Source organism: Paenibacillus sp. J22P169, assembly GCF_059691995.1.
Map to the genome: position 1 here is coordinate 1,516,141 of NZ_JCAUAO010000001.1, position 15,132 is coordinate 1,531,272.

17 protein-coding genes and 1 pseudogene are annotated in these 15,132 nt (G+C 44.3%); 4 read left to right on the top strand and 14 right to left on the bottom strand.

Features of this window, described 5'->3' with window-relative positions; all coding sequences use genetic code 11:
• Positions 1-238 precede the first annotated feature (238 nt).
• Both AC58QG_RS07150 and udk read left to right on the top strand, forming a co-directional pair.
• Complete coding sequence (locus AC58QG_RS07150) at positions 239-556, top strand: hypothetical protein (protein WP_497361400.1); 318 nt, start codon at positions 239-241, stop codon at positions 554-556.
• A 111-nt stretch (positions 557-667) separates the two neighbouring features.
• On the top strand, positions 668-1,303 hold the full coding sequence (gene udk, locus AC58QG_RS07155; RefSeq protein ID WP_497361401.1) for a uridine kinase: 636 nt from the start codon (positions 668-670) through the stop codon (positions 1,301-1,303).
• A 51-nt stretch (positions 1,304-1,354) separates the two neighbouring features.
• Here udk and AC58QG_RS07160 read toward each other — a convergent pair whose 3' ends face one another.
• Together AC58QG_RS07160 and AC58QG_RS07165 are read right to left on the bottom strand one after the other, a co-directional pair.
• A complete protein-coding gene (locus AC58QG_RS07160; RefSeq protein ID WP_497361402.1) occupies positions 1,355-2,512 on the bottom strand; it encodes an MFS transporter in 1,158 nt (385 codons plus the stop codon).
• A complete protein-coding gene (locus tag AC58QG_RS07165; protein ID WP_497361403.1) occupies positions 2,502-3,044 on the bottom strand; it encodes a hypothetical protein in 543 nt (180 codons plus the stop codon). Before AC58QG_RS07165 ends, AC58QG_RS07160 begins: the two co-directional genes overlap by 11 nt.
• Positions 3,045-3,212: 168 nt before the next feature.
• Here AC58QG_RS07165 and AC58QG_RS07170 point away from each other — a divergent pair, with 168 nt between their 5' ends.
• The gene (locus AC58QG_RS07170) at positions 3,213-4,328 is read left to right on the top strand and encodes an aminopeptidase (protein WP_497361404.1); all 1,116 of its coding nucleotides are present in this window, start codon (positions 3,213-3,215) and stop codon (positions 4,326-4,328) included.
• A gap of 73 nt (positions 4,329-4,401) precedes the next feature.
• On the opposite strand, the gene AC58QG_RS07175 is transcribed toward AC58QG_RS07170, so the two are convergent.
• From AC58QG_RS07175 to AC58QG_RS07200, 6 genes are all read right to left on the bottom strand, one after another.
• Entirely contained in the window at positions 4,402-5,883 is a 1,482-nt protein-coding gene (locus AC58QG_RS07175; protein ID WP_497361405.1) for a L,D-transpeptidase family protein, read from the bottom strand.
• 206 nt (positions 5,884-6,089) lie between these two features.
• Entirely contained in the window at positions 6,090-6,419 is a 330-nt protein-coding gene (gene cyoD / locus AC58QG_RS07180; protein ID WP_497361406.1) for a cytochrome o ubiquinol oxidase subunit IV, read from the bottom strand.
• Complete coding sequence (cyoC, locus tag AC58QG_RS07185; protein WP_497361407.1) at positions 6,420-7,034, bottom strand: cytochrome o ubiquinol oxidase subunit III; 615 nt, start codon at positions 7,032-7,034, stop codon at positions 6,420-6,422.
• The gene (locus AC58QG_RS07190; protein ID WP_497361408.1) at positions 7,034-9,001 is read right to left on the bottom strand and encodes a cbb3-type cytochrome c oxidase subunit I; all 1,968 of its coding nucleotides are present in this window, start codon (positions 8,999-9,001) and stop codon (positions 7,034-7,036) included. The genes cyoC and AC58QG_RS07190 overlap by 1 nt, the downstream gene beginning before the upstream one ends.
• A gap of 40 nt (positions 9,002-9,041) precedes the next feature.
• Positions 9,042-10,010, bottom strand: a complete 969-nt coding sequence (gene cyoA / locus AC58QG_RS07195; RefSeq protein ID WP_497361409.1) for a ubiquinol oxidase subunit II — start codon at positions 10,008-10,010, stop codon at positions 9,042-9,044.
• 230 nt (positions 10,011-10,240) lie between these two features.
• Positions 10,241-10,501: a hypothetical protein gene (locus AC58QG_RS07200; RefSeq protein WP_497361410.1), complete on the bottom strand. Its 261-nt coding sequence runs from the start codon at positions 10,499-10,501 to the stop codon at positions 10,241-10,243.
• 256 nt (positions 10,502-10,757) lie between these two features.
• Between AC58QG_RS07200 and AC58QG_RS07205 the strand changes: the two genes are divergently transcribed.
• Complete coding sequence (locus tag AC58QG_RS07205; RefSeq protein ID WP_497361411.1) at positions 10,758-11,516, top strand: MBL fold metallo-hydrolase; 759 nt, start codon at positions 10,758-10,760, stop codon at positions 11,514-11,516.
• A 67-nt stretch (positions 11,517-11,583) separates the two neighbouring features.
• On the opposite strand, the gene AC58QG_RS07210 is transcribed toward AC58QG_RS07205, so the two are convergent.
• The 6 genes and pseudogenes from AC58QG_RS07210 to AC58QG_RS07235 form a co-directional block, all read right to left on the bottom strand.
• Positions 11,584-11,892 carry a DUF4870 domain-containing protein gene (locus tag AC58QG_RS07210; protein WP_497361412.1) on the bottom strand — a complete coding sequence of 103 codons (309 nt, stop codon included), beginning with the start codon at positions 11,890-11,892 and terminating at the stop codon, positions 11,584-11,586.
• 123 nt (positions 11,893-12,015) lie between these two features.
• Entirely contained in the window at positions 12,016-13,002 is a 987-nt protein-coding gene (locus AC58QG_RS07215) for an NAD-dependent epimerase/dehydratase family protein (protein WP_497361413.1), read from the bottom strand.
• Positions 12,999-13,715 carry a copper homeostasis protein CutC gene (locus tag AC58QG_RS07220; protein ID WP_497361414.1) on the bottom strand — a complete coding sequence of 239 codons (717 nt, stop codon included), beginning with the start codon at positions 13,713-13,715 and terminating at the stop codon, positions 12,999-13,001. Before AC58QG_RS07220 ends, AC58QG_RS07215 begins: the two co-directional genes overlap by 4 nt.
• A 130-nt stretch (positions 13,716-13,845) precedes the next feature.
• Positions 13,846-14,007 (bottom strand): hypothetical protein, encoded by a 162-nt coding sequence (locus tag AC58QG_RS07225; RefSeq protein WP_497266304.1) that lies wholly within the window; start codon positions 14,005-14,007, stop codon positions 13,846-13,848.
• Between the two features lie 115 nt (positions 14,008-14,122).
• A complete protein-coding gene (locus AC58QG_RS07230; protein ID WP_497361415.1) occupies positions 14,123-14,779 on the bottom strand; it encodes a deoxynucleoside kinase in 657 nt (218 codons plus the stop codon).
• Between the two features lie 76 nt (positions 14,780-14,855).
• Positions 14,856-15,059, bottom strand: a pseudogene (locus AC58QG_RS07235) (hypothetical protein); the annotation flags it as partial.
• Between the last annotated feature and the right edge of the window lie 73 nt (positions 15,060-15,132).

Genomic DNA, 15,132 nt, shown 5'->3' on the forward strand with positions numbered 1-15,132 from the left:
CCACTTTTATTTTGGAAACATGTGTAAGATTGAGCAACATTCAGCTAATAGTTATTTTATTCAAAATTGTCTGACAATTAATGTCGAATCTTCATAATAACGCTCACATTTTGCGCTTACCCAGGAAATAATTTCATTTCCCGAATCCGAATTATTTCCCCAGTTTTGGTGCAATGTAGTAAAGTCGCTTTTCATAGCTTCTCCCTTGTCAATATGAACCCTAAGGAGGTCTCCCCCAATGACAGGAACCAATCAACATCAACAGCCGGTTCAGCACGCCATTGACGCCGCTGATCATGCTATTCTGCAAGCGCAAGACGCCCAGCATAAGCTGCAAGTCGCCATAACTGAAGCTAATCCTCACGCTATCCAATCCGCTCAAGCTGCACTTGTTCAAGCAGACCAACAGGTTTCGCAAGCACAAAGACAATTAGCGGAGTTTGCGAACGATCAGTTCGGACAGCAAATCAAGCAAACCTTCGAGCAATTGAATCAAGCCGCTCAGGATATCGAAGCGAATCAAGAAAAGTTTCATACACCTAAGCAGGTTCGATAACTGCTTTGCCTCCCAAAAGTGATCGATATTCGATCGCTTTTTCTTTTTAGGTACACATTATGTTAAACTACGTAGGAAGGTTTTCAAGTTATTTGGGGAGGCACTACATACATGCTCGTGATTGGAATTGCCGGAGGTACCGGTTCAGGTAAAACAACAGTAGCAAGATCGATTATTACAAAACTCGGATCCACGAATGTGACTCTAATTTCACAAGATAATTATTATCTTCATCATAGCGGTCTGACATTTGAAGAGCGGGAACGCATTAATTATGATCATCCTCGTGCTTTTGAAAATGCATTGCTCCTTCAGCATTTGAATATGTTGAAAAGCGGGCAGCCCGTCGACATTCCTGTCTACGATTTTTCTCAGCATGCTCGCTCGCAAGAAACGATCCGGATTGACGTTAAGCCGATTGTGTTGCTTGAAGGCATTCACGTTCTAACTGATGAAGAGCTGCGCGGCGCATTGAATATTAAGGTTTTTGTGGATACAGATCCAGACGTCCGCATCCTCCGTCGTTTATCTCGTGATATTAATGAACGAGGCCGTTCCTTACAATCCGTTTTTGACCAATATTTAACGACAGTTAAGCCAATGCATGATGCATTTATCGAGCCTTCGAAGAAGTACGCGGACATTATCATTCCTGAAGGCGGAGAAAATCAAATCGGGATTTCACTGCTAACCATTCTGACAGAACGCTATATGACCGATCAAGCCGCCAATTACGAAATTGGCTAGCATCTAAAAATACGAAGAGCCACCTTCCTCAACGAGGAAAGTGGCTCTTTCTCATTCCGTACGAGCTCGAAAAATGAAGCCCGAGATTCCAAACAACAAATAAACAAGGCCCAGAAAGTAGAAAATACTGTATACGCTCAAATAGTGAAGTGCCATCCCTCCTACTAAGGGGCCGATGATACTTCCTACACTATATTGAATCGAGGCAATGATATTGGCAGTTGGCAGCAAGTGCCGCGGTAGAATATCAGCCGCGTAAGCCAGTCCAAGCGAAAAAAAGGACCCTACCATACCACCTGCTACACCTAAACAAAGCCCAAGACCCCAAAGGTTTGTCCCAACGAAGGGCACGCAACTGAACGCCAAGGCCCCTACGATGGCTGTGCCCATCAGAATTGGCTTTCGCCCCACCCTATCACTCCATATCCCGAGGGGCAGCTGCATGATGAGACCACCGATACCCGTGACGGGGAGTAAAAGTCCAATGGTAGACTCCGAAATCCCTATTCGAAGACCATAGAGAGGGAAATTACTATTCATTGCTGCTTCCATATAGCCAAAGAGCAAGGAGGTAATAAGCGGAAACCATGCATATGAAATGACCGTTGTTGCTCGTTTATGGGCGGCTTCCGCTCTCTCTGCTCGCTCAGGCTTTTCATTCTTAAGCCTAGTTAGTAATAATAAGATAAGAAGAAAGAAGCAGCTTGTCACCATAAAAGGCACCCAAATGCCTGCTTTTAATAACGTGATGCCTAATGGCCCTAGACTAAAGCCAACCCCATAGGCCATTCCGTAAAGGGAGATATTGCGTCCGCGCTTTTCTTTGGGGCTGGAAGCAACGATCCAGAGTTGAGTGGCAAAATGTAAGGCACTATCGCCAATTCCTACTATAAGCCGCAGCACGAACCAAAAACCAACCTGCTGCCACACTGGGAATAAACAATTAGCAATAATAATCAAGCTCATTCCGATCATAATAACAGGCTTATAGCCATATCGTCGAACCGGCTTCTCGATGACGAACATCGTCGCGAATATCCCAATATATAAAGCTGCGGCATTTAAGCCGTTCGTATCCGTTGAAACACCGGAACGATCGAGTAGAATCGTGAGAAGTGGCAGGAGCATGCCTTGACTCATTCCCGCCACGATGATCACCATAATTAATGTCGTTAATTGATAATTAGACCGCAATAATTTAAGAGCCATTCCCGAAATCCACCGTTTCCCATCTCTCGGCATAGTCATTTAGCTTGCCATGAAGGGGCACACGGAACTGCGTAAATATGACGAGTCTTGCTTTTTTAATCCACTCCTTGAAGGACGGGTAGGTAACGAAGAGATTCGCATAACGATCACTCATACAAATAAAGTGAGGTCCAGGAGACTTCTCAGTCAGAAAACTTAACGATGTATCAAGCGGCGTGTACTTCTTACGCTTTCCTTCCCATTTGTCCAATTCCATTTGCAGGGTTGTATCTACATCCTCCATCAATTGTTCCAAATGCTTCACACGGGCATAGTAAGGCATTTCTGTTCGAATATCCATTCTGCGAAGCGTTTCCTCATGCTGTGGATAAAAGATTGCACGTACGAATTTTCTTTCTTCTGCCCAAGCGATACAATCGCTCATCTCGTGTGTTGTCCAGTCTTCGAACGTTTCGAAGACCAAGACTGTTCCCTTCTGAGATTCAGCCGGGGGTTCATACCCGAAGGGTACTTTGATCTGATCTCGTGCCATAGCTACCTCCTCTAGTTGTTCTTACATCTAGTTGATTTATCGAAATTCATACTCCTATAAGTAGTATACCCCTTCCATCTCCCTGAAGCCATGATCCCGATTGGATTACAGGAACGTGTTGCGTTATAATTTGGAGGTACGTATTTTTTATTAAGGGAGACCTACAGAATGAGAGATCCGAGACTTCAAACTTTTGCCCGAAACATTATTCGATATTCCGTGAGCCTGCAGCCCGGTGAGAACATATTGATTGAAATGATTGGTGTTAAAGATCCAGAACTTGCGAAATGCTTAATAGAGGAAGTTTATGCCGCTGGCGGAAATCCATTCATCGAATTGCGTGATCCTGCCATTACGCGTAGCTTGCAAATGAAAGGCACGCAAGCACAATTCAGCGCCTGGTCTGATATTGAGCTTGCTCGCATGAAACAAATGGATGCTTATGTGGCTGTTCGCAGCGGGGATAACATTACGGAATCCTCCGATGTGCCTGATGAGCAAATGAAGCTATTCCTGAAGTACTTCCAACGTCCAATCTTCGATGAGCGTATTAATAACACCAAATGGGTCGTTATGCGCTACCCGAATCCGTCTATGGCACAGCTAGCTGGTAAAAGCACAGAAGCATTTGAAGATTTCTACTTTAATGTTTGTAACCTGGATTACAGCAAAATGGCAAAAGCGATGGAATCGCTTGTTGATCTGATGAACAAGACGGATCGTGTCCGTTTGGTCGCGAAAGACACGGATCTCAGCTTCTCGATCAAAGGGATCGGAGCAGTTCCTTGTTCCGGACTTCGAAACATTCCAGATGGCGAGGTTTACACGGCCCCTGTGAAAGATACCGTAAATGGTGTTATCAGTTACAATACACCAACGATTTATTCCGGAACTTCCTTTGAGAACATTGTGCTGACCTTCGAAAATGGCCGTATCATTAAGGCAACTAGTAACGATACCAAGAAGTTGAATGAGATCCTGGATACGGATGACGGAGCTCGCTTTATCGGCGAATTCGCGATTGGTGTGAACCCCTACATTCAACATCCGATGAAAGATATCTTATTTGATGAGAAAATTGACGGCAGTATCCATTTCACGCCTGGTCAAGCTTATGAAACGGCAGACAACACCAACCGGTCCTCTGTTCACTGGGACATGGTTCTGATTCAACGTCCTGAGTACGGCGGCGGTGAAATTTATTTCGACGATGTGCTCATTCGTAAGGATGGCCGTTTCGTCATTCCTGAACTCGAAAAATTAAATCCAGAGAATTTAATGTAGTTAACTATACGTAGAACCTAAAAAAGCAGTTGAGACTTCCGAGAACATTATCTCGGTAAGCTTCAGCTGCTTTTTATCCTAACCAATGGAAAATAACGTCTTCTGCGGATTCGGAATGGTGAGGCATGCTTAGCGGAATAAGGCGTGAGGTTTGATTCACTTTACCAAGTAAATTGGGCGAATCTTCGTTTGATAGTATACGCACTTCGGCGCCTTTGGGTACGAATGGAAATACCTGCTGGATGTCCTCATTCGTTAATCGAATGCAACCCAAAGATTTATTTCCTCCTATTGAGCTCTCATCGTACGTGCCGTGTAAAGCGATTGCACCTAGCCCTAGGCCCGCTTCACCGTAGCTTTGACTTGTCTTCCCTTTAGGCTGCTGCACGCGGTCTACGACCCGAAAATCGCCATCTGGCGTGCTTCCATTTGAACCGAGTCCAATTTCTTTATCCCATAGTAAATAGGGGCCGCTAACGAGCTTCAAGTGATACTCCGCCTTATTCACTTCGAGATGGACGGGATCATAAGGAACTCCTGCTCCTTTTGCTGCATTCGCATAAAACATATGTGCAATATCTGCTGCCGTGGGGTCATATACCCATCCCCCATCCCCATCGTAACCTGCTTTGACCACATTCGAACCCGAAACCGCTTCAATTGGAATGAAGCTTAAATAATTATAGGGATAAGCCTGCAGAAGTTCATCTATTTGTACAGGAGCTTGTCCAGTATCCTTGCGATACGATTCCAAAGCAGTTCGAACTAAATTAGCACCAATCGCGCTAAGCGGTTGGTGCTCTTCAAATTCAGCGTTCAGAAACCGGATGTGAACCGTGTCGTCTGCCTCTGGTTGATAGGTTGCAATGACACTCGCACGCTTCATATCACCCTCATTGGTCAGCAGCATGGTTTTGCCTTTATCCCTGTTATCTTCAGTCACAATGCCATAAATCATAATCGTAGCATTCGGTATTTCCTTCGCTAAGACCAAGGCCTGAGCATGAAGCTTCTTCTCGATTTCAGCATGCGTTGCCTCTGGCGAGAGATAGAGGATAAAAGGCTTGTCCACCGTTTCGTAGGTCACTTGCGTACCTGCTCCCCAAATCTTCATTTTGCTAATCGTCCGAGAGATTGCCTGATTGCCTGCAAAAAATGAGACTAATATGACATTAAGAATCAGAAGTACAAGCAACAGCATTTTCATAAATGGCGGTAATAAGGGCTTTGGCTTCTCGGGCAAAGTCTGCTCTAGATTCGCAAGGTGAGATGCTTGCTGCTCATCAAGGAGGTGAATCGCACGATTCGCAGCAGAATAGAAAGGCGAGGGATAGGTTTTGAGCACTTCTTTATAATGAAATCTTGCTCTCTTCCAATTCCCTTTCTCACGAAATTTCTGCCCCAGATTGAAATGTGACTCCGGCGAATTCGCATCCAAATAACGAATAACCTTCTCATGATAAAGCGGATCAGCATGACTAATGAACAAATTCTTGTGCAAATGAACGAGGTGTTCATCGAGTTGATTACGGAATCGTTGGTTTCGTCGGATCATTTGGCTCCTCTCCGTTCATAAATTTAGCTTGTCTCACTTGATGACTGATACAATAAGTATCTCTGATACATAATGTATCATGCGTCAATTGGAAAGACAACCCTTTTTCCCACTGTATACTCAACATACGCCAACAAATCAAAAAGAACGCCCTCAGCCCCAATAGAGATGGCTGAGAACGTCCTATAATTCATGCTATTAACTACTTAATGCGCTACTGTATTATACGTCATAATCCATATCGAACCTGCTACGATGGTCACTAGAATTACAAGACCAAAGATAAGCGCCATAACATTCCACCGTGCATTCTCGCCTTCTTTGACATGCATGAAGAAGAACAACTGCACACCAAATTGCAAAACTGCCATTAGTAGAATTAAAACCAATGTGCCCGTTTTCCCAAGCATATGGTTCATTACAACAACAAGTGGAATGATGGTCAAGAGGATCGATAACGCAAAACCGATGATATACGATTTCAATGATCCATGAGACTCATGATTGTTATGAGATTCTGTATGTGGTTGGCTCACTTACATCACCCCCATGAGATAGACGACCGTAAATACGAAGATCCAAACGACGTCCAGAAAATGCCAATACAAGGAAATTACCGCTACTTTACGTTTCGTAACTGCTGTGATCCCGCGGCGCTTCAATTGAAGAATCAAACCAATCATCCAAATTAGACCAACGGATACGTGCAAACCGTGTGTTCCAACTAAGGTGAAGAAAGCAGATAGAAAAGCACTCGTGCTGATGGTTGCTCCTTCATGGTTAACCATGTTAATGAATTCCGCGAGCTCTAGACCAACAAAGGAAGCTCCTAATAACACGGTCACAATCAACCAACCGATCAATTGCTTCATATTACCTTTATGCATGCCAAGTACGGCTAAACCGCTTGTAAAACTGCTCGTAAGCAAGATGAAGGTTTCCGCAATGATTCCCGGCATTTTGAATAACTCTTCCGGTGTTGGTCCTCCATTCGTATTTTGGTGAAGGACCATATACGTCGCAAATAACGAGCCGAATAAAATACAGTCGGTGATTAGAAATATCCAAAACCCGAACGTTTTGAGAGATTCGTGATCATGCTCATGATCGTGTTCATGGTCATGACCAGCATGTGCAGCTGTGTGTGCCATTACACCTTCACTCCTTTCCAAGCGTCTTCCGTCTTCTTCACTTCATCCGCTGGAATATAGTAATCCGTATCATAGCTGAAGGAACGAGCAATCATACAGATGGCAACACCAATCATGGATGGAATTGCAAGCCACATCCAATCCCAGACGAATCCGAAGCCCGCAAAGAACCATAAAGCCGAAAAAATAAACGGAATTGCTGAGTTCTTAGGCATATGAATAGGCTCATAGGTGGTTGGCTTCACTTGTTTGGTAACTGTCCCTTGCTTCGCTTCCCACCAAGCATCAGCGACATCTGCTTTAGGCAGTACAGCAAAGTTGTAGAGTGGCGCTGGTGAAGCAATTGACCATTCAAGTGTACGTGCATCCCACGGATCGCCGGTAACATCCTGTTCTCTGAACTTAATGGAGTGAGCAATTTGCCACACTTGGAAAATGAACCCGAGACCCATTAAGAAACCGCCGACGGTCGAAACCATGTTAAGCGGGCCCCAGCCCATATCCCAGCTATACGTATAGGTCCGACGTGTCATTCCGTCTAAACCAAGGAAGTATTGCGGCATGAAACAAACATAGAAACCGATGTTCCACACCCAAAACGCCCATTTGCCCAGATGCTCATTAAGCTTAAATCCGAACATCTTCGGCCACCAGTAGTAGAGTCCTGCGAAATATCCGAACGCTACACCACCAATTAATACTTGATGGAAATGCGCAATTAGGAAGTAACTATTGTGGAACTGAAAATCTGCAGGTGCCACGGATAGTAAGACACCGGTCATACCCCCGACAACAAAACATGGAATAAAGGCAATCGTCCATAGCATCGGTGTCGTAAATCGAATTTTCCCCCGGAACATCGTGAAGAGCCAGTTAAATACTTTTGCCCCCGTTGGAATCGCAATTAGCATCGTACTTATCGCGAAGAAAGCATTCACATCCGCGCCGGAACCCATCGTGAAGAAATGATGCGCCCAGGTAAAGAAGGACAATAAGCTAATGATCAGCATCGCAAATACCATCGATTTATAGCCGAAAAGCTTTTTCTTGGAGAAGGTGGATACGATTTCGGAGAAAATTCCGAAGGCTGGAATCACCACAATGTAAACCTCAGGGTGTCCCCACATCCAAATTAAGTTGATATACATCATTGGATTCCCGCCGCCGTCCAATGTGAAGAAGTGCGCACCTAAGAAGCGGTCTAGGAATAGTAACGCTAGTGTAACCGTCAAGATCGGAAATGCAAAGATAATCATAATACAGCTTGAAAATACGGACCACGTGAACATCGGCATTTTCATCAGTTTCATACCTGGTGTACGCATCTTCAAGATGGTCACAATGAAGTTAATCCCTGTTGCTAAACTCCCGATACCTGAAATTTGAATGCCCCAAATATAGAAGTTCTCCCCCACACCTGGGCTATGCGACATCTCGGATAATGGTGGATAGCTTAACCAACCTGCGTCAGGTGACCCCCCAATTACGAAGGAAACGTTGAACAGCATGGCACCCCAGAAGAACATCCAGAAACTAAGTGAGTTCAAGAATGGGTATGCGACATCGCGTGCTCCGATCTGCAAAGGAACGACAATGTTAAATAAGCCAAACATGAGCGGCATCGCCATAAACAAAATCATAATAACGCCATGCGTTGTGAAAATCTGATTATAGTGATCTGGCTGTAGGAACTGGCTATCCGGAACTGCTAGCTGCAGCCTCATCAGAAGCGCGTCTACCCCTCCGCGGAATAACATCAATAACGAACAGATAATATACATGATCCCGATTCGCTTATGATCGACACTTGTCAACCATTCACGCCAAAGCCAACCCCATTTTCGGAAAAAGGTGAGTACGAATACCATGGCTACTAACGAGAGCCCGATACTAACCTGAGCTCCCAGAATCATTGGATCGCCCGTTACGAAAAACTCGGATGCAAAATCTTTTATTTTATCCAGCATGAGCAGATCTCCCTTTCATGAAACTTTGATCTATATCCAACTACTTCGACATATTCATCTGACTATGATCCATTTGCGTATGGTCCATGGAACTTTCTTTCTTGGTGTCCTTCGTATCCTTCGTCTCATGACCAGCCCCGTGTCCATTGTGTACGGACTGACCATTCGTATATTTGTTTACGATTTGTTCGAAAAGCCCATCCGGAATCGATGAGAAATATCTCACACCAGATTTACCCGGCATTGCTAATTCATCGTAACCTTCTTTGGTTAATTTCGTAGGCACTTTCTTCGTCTTCGCTATAAACGATTCAAAGTCTTCTTGCGAGGTTGCATTTACATCAAAGGTCATATCCGCGAAATGCTCCCCACTGAAATTCGCTCCCGTACCGAAGTAATGTCCGATCTCATCCGCTTGCAAATAGAGCGTCATCGCCATTCCTGACATTGTATAAATTTGCCCTCCCAGCTGTGGAATCCAGAAGGAATTCATTGGCGCGTCTGATGTGAGTTCAAACTTGATCGGTGTATCTTCGGGAATTTGTAAATAATTCACAGTGGCAATCCCTTGCTCTGGATAGGTAAACAGCCACTTCCAGTCGAGTGATGTCACTTGAATGGTTATAGGTGCTTTATCCGACTTCAATGGCTTTGAAGGCTCTAAAGCATACGTATACTTCAGAGTAACAACAGCCAACGTGACAATAATGATAATCGGCACAGCCCACCATACGATTTCGAGTGAAGTGCTGTGAGACCAATTGGGTTTATACGAGGCTTTATTACTTTTGCTATCGCGATATCGCCATACAATCCAAGCTGTTAGAGCAAGAACTGGAACGAGGATTACCCCGCATAATATGGTTGCAATCACAATTAAATCTCTTTGCTCAGCACCTACGGGTCCTTTAGGATCCAACACCATAGCTTGGCTGCAGCCAGAAAGTACTACGATGATGGCGACCATCATGAAGAGCATCCCTGCTTGTACAAGCTTTCTCTTCTTCATCCACTTAACCTCCCAATCAACAAATCCTATCTGTTATCAACATATCATCTTGTTCATCAAAGTTCACCATCGCAAAGTCAACTTAACAAATACGTCAACGGTTCGACGTAGTAATGTAAAACAAATGTCACAGAACGTTTGTTGACTCCGCTGGAAAAATATGAACAGCAAAAAGCCTTCCAAGTATTAGACTTGAAAGGCTTGCCTAGTATTCCACCGAACCCTCGTTCTCATTCACCTTTGGCAACATTGCGAGAATGAACCAAATGAATAGCTGTACGAATTACATAAATGTGGACACTACCCACCATGAACCCAATTCCCACCATTAATGTTGTATTGCGATCACTGAAGCTTTCTAAACTAAACAAGCTAAGTACTAAACCTATAGCAAGCAACGCCCACGCGGCAAAAGTCATCAATTTCACTAATGGCATTACATCTCGTTCAACACGCTCAACGGGATTAACGGATACGGCTCTATTTGACATTGTCATCACAACTCCTGACTTAAATGTAAGTGCTTTATAAATAGTATAACACAAAAATCTGATTTTGTTCATATTTTATTCACACGATGATCAAAATTTGGACAAAATTCCATCTGGAAATAACAGGACTAAACTTAATGTTGACATTAACTGTATTTTGTGATATAATAAAATATTTATTTGACACAATCGAATCCGATGGATATGATATTTCTATTCCTGTTCACACTTATCATTCCAAATCGGAGGGTTTTGCATGCAAATTTCAGAAGGACTTTATTCACTTGAATTGTCAGTTCCCGTCATGGGCCGAGTCAATGTCATACACCCAGCTTTATTCGTTGATGAGCAAGGAGCTATTCTCGTCGACACCGGCTACCCAGGCACAGTTCCACTCCTACATAAATCGATGGAAAACTTAGGTGTTGCTCCATCCACTTTGGACTCTATTATCATTACGCATCAGGATATTGATCATATCGGGGGCCTGCCCTCACTTCTCCAAGCCTCCACTCATCCCATAGAAGTATTCGCTTCTGAACTGGAGAAGCCTTATATACAAGGTGATAAAATGTTAATTAAAGTGACCCCAGCATCCATTGAACGTGCTTTGGCCAATTTACCCACGGACACAACACCAGAGAATCGTGATGCATTTCGACGTAACCTTGAGAACCCACCGAAGGCACAGGTTAACACCATTTTGGAAGATGGACAAGAGATCGACAGATGTGGCGGGATTGTTGTTATTATTACCCCTGGGCATACACCAGGTCATCTAAGTCTTTATCATAAAAAGAGCAAAACGTTGCTTGCCGCGGATTCCATGGTTGTGGTCGATGGCGTTCTTCAAGGCCCGATACCTGCCTATTGCTCTGATTATTCCTTGGCTCTTCAGTCTCTAAAAAAATATGCGCAATTCGACATCGCCAATGTACTTTGCTACCACGGTGGTCTCTACTCTGATAATGTGAACCAACGAATCGCTGAAATCGCAAGCTCCACAGAAGCTTAGTATACGAAAAAGGGCTGACCATCCGTAGAATATCTACAGATAGTCAGCCCTTGCTATTATGTAGGAACTACTTAAGAAGTGTATAGCTGCCGATAATGGGAAGAGGTTTGACTTGACCTTGCGCTGCCGCGACAATGCCCAGAACAGCCAAAATCACCAAAGCCAAGTTAGCAATCGGCTGAAGAAGCCAACCAATGAACGGGATTATGCCTAGCACGACGTTCACAATGACCCATGCCAAAAACAAAGTAAGTCCTTGATTGGCATGGTACCCTGCATACTTGGATTCCTTCGCCGCGATTAACGGGATGAAAAACAAAATGTACGCAAGAATAGCCATTCCCTTGTTACTTTGAATATCTGTGGAATCGTACATGGACAGCACCTCATCTTCTCAGAGTTTACTCTTCCATTATATTCAGAAACCAGCAGCTATTCGCCCGCCTCTTGGACAAAACTCAAATTATTTTCGGCCACACTATCTGTGTTTGGACAACTTTCAGTTTGGTGCGCCTTTGACAGCCTCCCAGTCCCGCAGCAATTGCTCTTCGCGCTCTGGCTTCAATCCTGCAAGTCTAGCCGCCTCTGGGTCACGACTTTGGTCCCAAGCTAGTGTATCTCTAGCTGTTTCTGCAAGAGGCCTTGTTTTTAAGCCCGATTGGAATGCTTTCGAGTTATTAAGCTGCAGCATACCGATCAAGCTGTCGCTAGGCAGCCAGAGCGGCAACTCCATCCACGGGCCCACTTCTTGTTCGACCAGGAACTCTTCCGTCACCCATGAAATCGTCGACTCGTTGTCATTAGTCCTACAAGCCTCCACGACCTCTTCCATCGTGTACTCATTTCCACTGGCGTGAAAAGTACCTGTTACTCCTTGTTCAATCAACTCCAATGTCCATACGGCAAGGTCACGCACATCTATGAACTGAAGCTTCCGTTCTTTCGGCAGCGGTACCAAGACATTACCGCCTCTCTGTATGCGAGCTGGCCAATATGTGAATCGATCTGATGCGTCATGTGGCCCAACGATGAGACCTGGCCGAATAATGAGTGCATCTTTAGGAAAAGCCCCTTGGACAACCTGTTCACATTCCGCTTTTAACGCCCCATAACGCTGCCCTGGATCTGCAGCATCCTCTACGCGCAACACAGCTGCGGATTCATCCAATTGAACCTGCTTTAAATTCGCATAAGCAGAAACGGTGGAAATAAACGTATAGTGCTTCGCATGATGTTTCAATATTTCGGTGGAGGCTGCTACTGATTCGGTCTGATAACCACTCGTATCAATTACCGCATCCCACACACCGTCACTCAGTTTTGCTAAATCGGTATTCCGATCTCCTAGAATGTTCCGAGCTTGTGGAAAGGCATCCGCATCATGAAGACCGCGGTGGAACAACGTCACTTCGTGTCCTTTCGCAAGCGCCGCTTCCGTCAGTGCTCTTCCTAGAAATTTGGTACCGCCAAGGATTAGAATCTTCATGTGAGTCCTCCCGTAGGATTAGAATGGTCGATCCCATCTAACAATTTTCTCGCCTTCTGTACCTTATTTTCCTCAACTGAACCCTTCACACTGCTATTTTCTCTTACAGCTGTACCTAGGTGAACACTTCGCACGCCACTAGCTAGAACGAATGAAGAAAGACTTTCAAGCGTAAGTCCACCGCCTGGCAAGATGTTCAAGTGGCTTCCAGTAGTCACGTCTATTAGCAGGCGAATCCGTTCGACAGCTTGGAGCGCGCTTGTGGCCCCTCCGGATGTGAGAACGGAATGAATTTGTTTATAAGACAGCAGCAATTGCAATGCTTCTTCTTGTTTCTTAATTTCATCAAAGGCACGATGAAAAGTAACAGGCAAGGAGGTAGCCGCCAAAAGCAATTCAAGATTATGGCGATCAATTTTCGATTCCGGCGTTAGTACGCCGAATACTAAAGCGCTGGCACCTGCTTGCTCGGCGCGTTGGATCGAGTCAAGCATGGATGCTATGTCATCCTCAGACATATGAAACGAGCGGGCATGCGGCCGAATCATGACATGTACAGGGATAGACACAGCGGAAGTTATCTGCTTCATAAGTTCTATCTCAGGTGTTAAACCGCCTTGCTGCAAATCCGCAACGAGTTCAATCCGATCTGCGCCGCCCGCTTCAGCTCGCAGGGCATCTTGCAGCGAAGTCGCAATAACTTCTAATAACATGGTTCGAACACCTTCCACTCAATTTAAAAATTGTATACTCTCACTCTATCATAGATTGTACAACACAAAAAACCCCATTAATCTATGCGATTAAGGAGTTGTGATTATCGTTAATGAAATGTGTGTAATCCTAGATATTCGAAGCTGTCTGCCATTGTTGTTGCTGCACTTCAACGAGCTCCAAATTGGCAAATGATCGACTAAGCTTCAACATTTTTTCCGTTGCTGCTAATTTCGGCAGTGGTGCACTCATAGGCTTGCCTTTGTAACATACGATAAACAACAATTTCATCACCTTCGCTTTCTTGGATTACAACGTTTAATTGGCTTTGCTACTATAATATTCGAAAGACCCCCTCAGATTTGAGGGGGTCTTTCGACATTTCGACAAATTTCGCTTAATGCACTTAGACTATTGCCAATTCAGATAACTTTGCTCGAACTTCTTCAACTAGTTGAACAGCATCTGCCTTGCGATTCACGACATCGACGCGATCCATTTCAACGATAAGAACTTCAGATGCATGATAATGATTCATGACCCAGTCATCATAACCTGACCAAAGTTGACGATAATAATCAACCAACGATTGATCCTGTTCAAAGCTGCGGCCGCGAAGTCCGATACGATGCATAACCGTTTCGAAGGAAGCTTTCAAATAAACCATCAGATCTGGCGCTTTCTTCGGAAGTTCTGCCAACTCTGACATCATGTTATCTGCCAAACCTTCGTATACATCGAATTCCAGTTGTGAAATACGCCCAAGTTCGCGATTCACCTTGGCAAAGTACCAATCCTCATAAATACTTCTATCCAGTACATTGCGATTATGTACTAATGCCTGTTTAATGGCCTTAAATCTCGTATTTAAAAAATGCAATTGCAGGAGAAAAGGATAACGATGTTTTTCGATTTCTTCCGGTGATGCTGTGTAAAAAAGCGGCAATATCGGATTATCATCGACACTCTCATAAAATACATTCGAATTTAGTTCTTGTCCAAGCAAAGTGGATACAGATGTCTTACCAAGACCGATCATTCCCCCAACCACAATCACTGCCATTGACCCCTTTCTCCTTCTACCCAATCATAATTTACCTACTGTCAATTCAGCAAAGCTTACCTATTATACAAGGAATTCAAACGGGAGGGAACCCTCTTTTTTTTCCTTTACCGTTCTTCCTCTTCTTCACGGGTAATTCGCTCAATGACGGCATATAAATCATCAGGTCGCAGCCCTTTTCAAACTGTTCACGCTCTTCCGGATTGTGTTCATAATCCCTCTCCAGCTGCTGTAGAACGAGACCGAGTACCTGGCTATGCAGAATTTCTGGCATCGACTGCTTATATTCTACCTATTTTAGGAAATCCTCTAAATAACGGGCATGTGAAGCCAGATGAATTTTGAGCTCTGAA

What these genes read in the sequence shown, in the direction of transcription:
- cyoA (WP_497361409.1), bottom strand. Translation starts at nt 10,010, where the DNA reads ATGAAGAAGAGAAAGCTTGTACAAGCAGGGATGCTCTTCATGATGGTC.
- AC58QG_RS07225 (WP_497266304.1), bottom strand. Translation starts at nt 14,007, where the DNA reads ATGAAATTGTTGTTTATCGTATGTTACAAAGGCAAGCCTATGAGTGCA.
- AC58QG_RS07205 (WP_497361411.1), top strand. Translation starts at nt 10,758, where the DNA reads ATGCAAATTTCAGAAGGACTTTATTCACTTGAATTGTCAGTTCCCGTC.
- AC58QG_RS07220 (WP_497361414.1), bottom strand. Translation starts at nt 13,715, where the DNA reads ATGTTATTAGAAGTTATTGCGACTTCGCTGCAAGATGCCCTGCGAGCT.
- AC58QG_RS07190 (WP_497361408.1), bottom strand. Translation starts at nt 9,001, where the DNA reads ATGCTGGATAAAATAAAAGATTTTGCATCCGAGTTTTTCGTAACGGGC.
- udk (WP_497361401.1), top strand. Translation starts at nt 668, where the DNA reads ATGCTCGTGATTGGAATTGCCGGAGGTACCGGTTCAGGTAAAACAACA.
- AC58QG_RS07215 (WP_497361413.1), bottom strand. Translation starts at nt 13,002, where the DNA reads ATGAAGATTCTAATCCTTGGCGGTACCAAATTTCTAGGAAGAGCACTG.
- AC58QG_RS07210 (WP_497361412.1), bottom strand. Translation starts at nt 11,892, where the DNA reads ATGTACGATTCCACAGATATTCAAAGTAACAAGGGAATGGCTATTCTT.
- AC58QG_RS07160 (WP_497361402.1), bottom strand. Translation starts at nt 2,512, where the DNA reads ATGGCTCTTAAATTATTGCGGTCTAATTATCAATTAACGACATTAATT.
- AC58QG_RS07175 (WP_497361405.1), bottom strand. Translation starts at nt 5,883, where the DNA reads ATGATCCGACGAAACCAACGATTCCGTAATCAACTCGATGAACACCTC.
- AC58QG_RS07200 (WP_497361410.1), bottom strand. Translation starts at nt 10,501, where the DNA reads ATGTCAAATAGAGCCGTATCCGTTAATCCCGTTGAGCGTGTTGAACGA.
- AC58QG_RS07150 (WP_497361400.1), top strand. Translation starts at nt 239, where the DNA reads ATGACAGGAACCAATCAACATCAACAGCCGGTTCAGCACGCCATTGAC.
- AC58QG_RS07170 (WP_497361404.1), top strand. Translation starts at nt 3,213, where the DNA reads ATGAGAGATCCGAGACTTCAAACTTTTGCCCGAAACATTATTCGATAT.
- AC58QG_RS07230 (WP_497361415.1), bottom strand. Translation starts at nt 14,779, where the DNA reads ATGGCAGTGATTGTGGTTGGGGGAATGATCGGTCTTGGTAAGACATCT.
- cyoC (WP_497361407.1), bottom strand. Translation starts at nt 7,034, where the DNA reads ATGGCACACACAGCTGCACATGCTGGTCATGACCATGAACACGATCAT.
- AC58QG_RS07165 (WP_497361403.1), bottom strand. Translation starts at nt 3,044, where the DNA reads ATGGCACGAGATCAGATCAAAGTACCCTTCGGGTATGAACCCCCGGCT.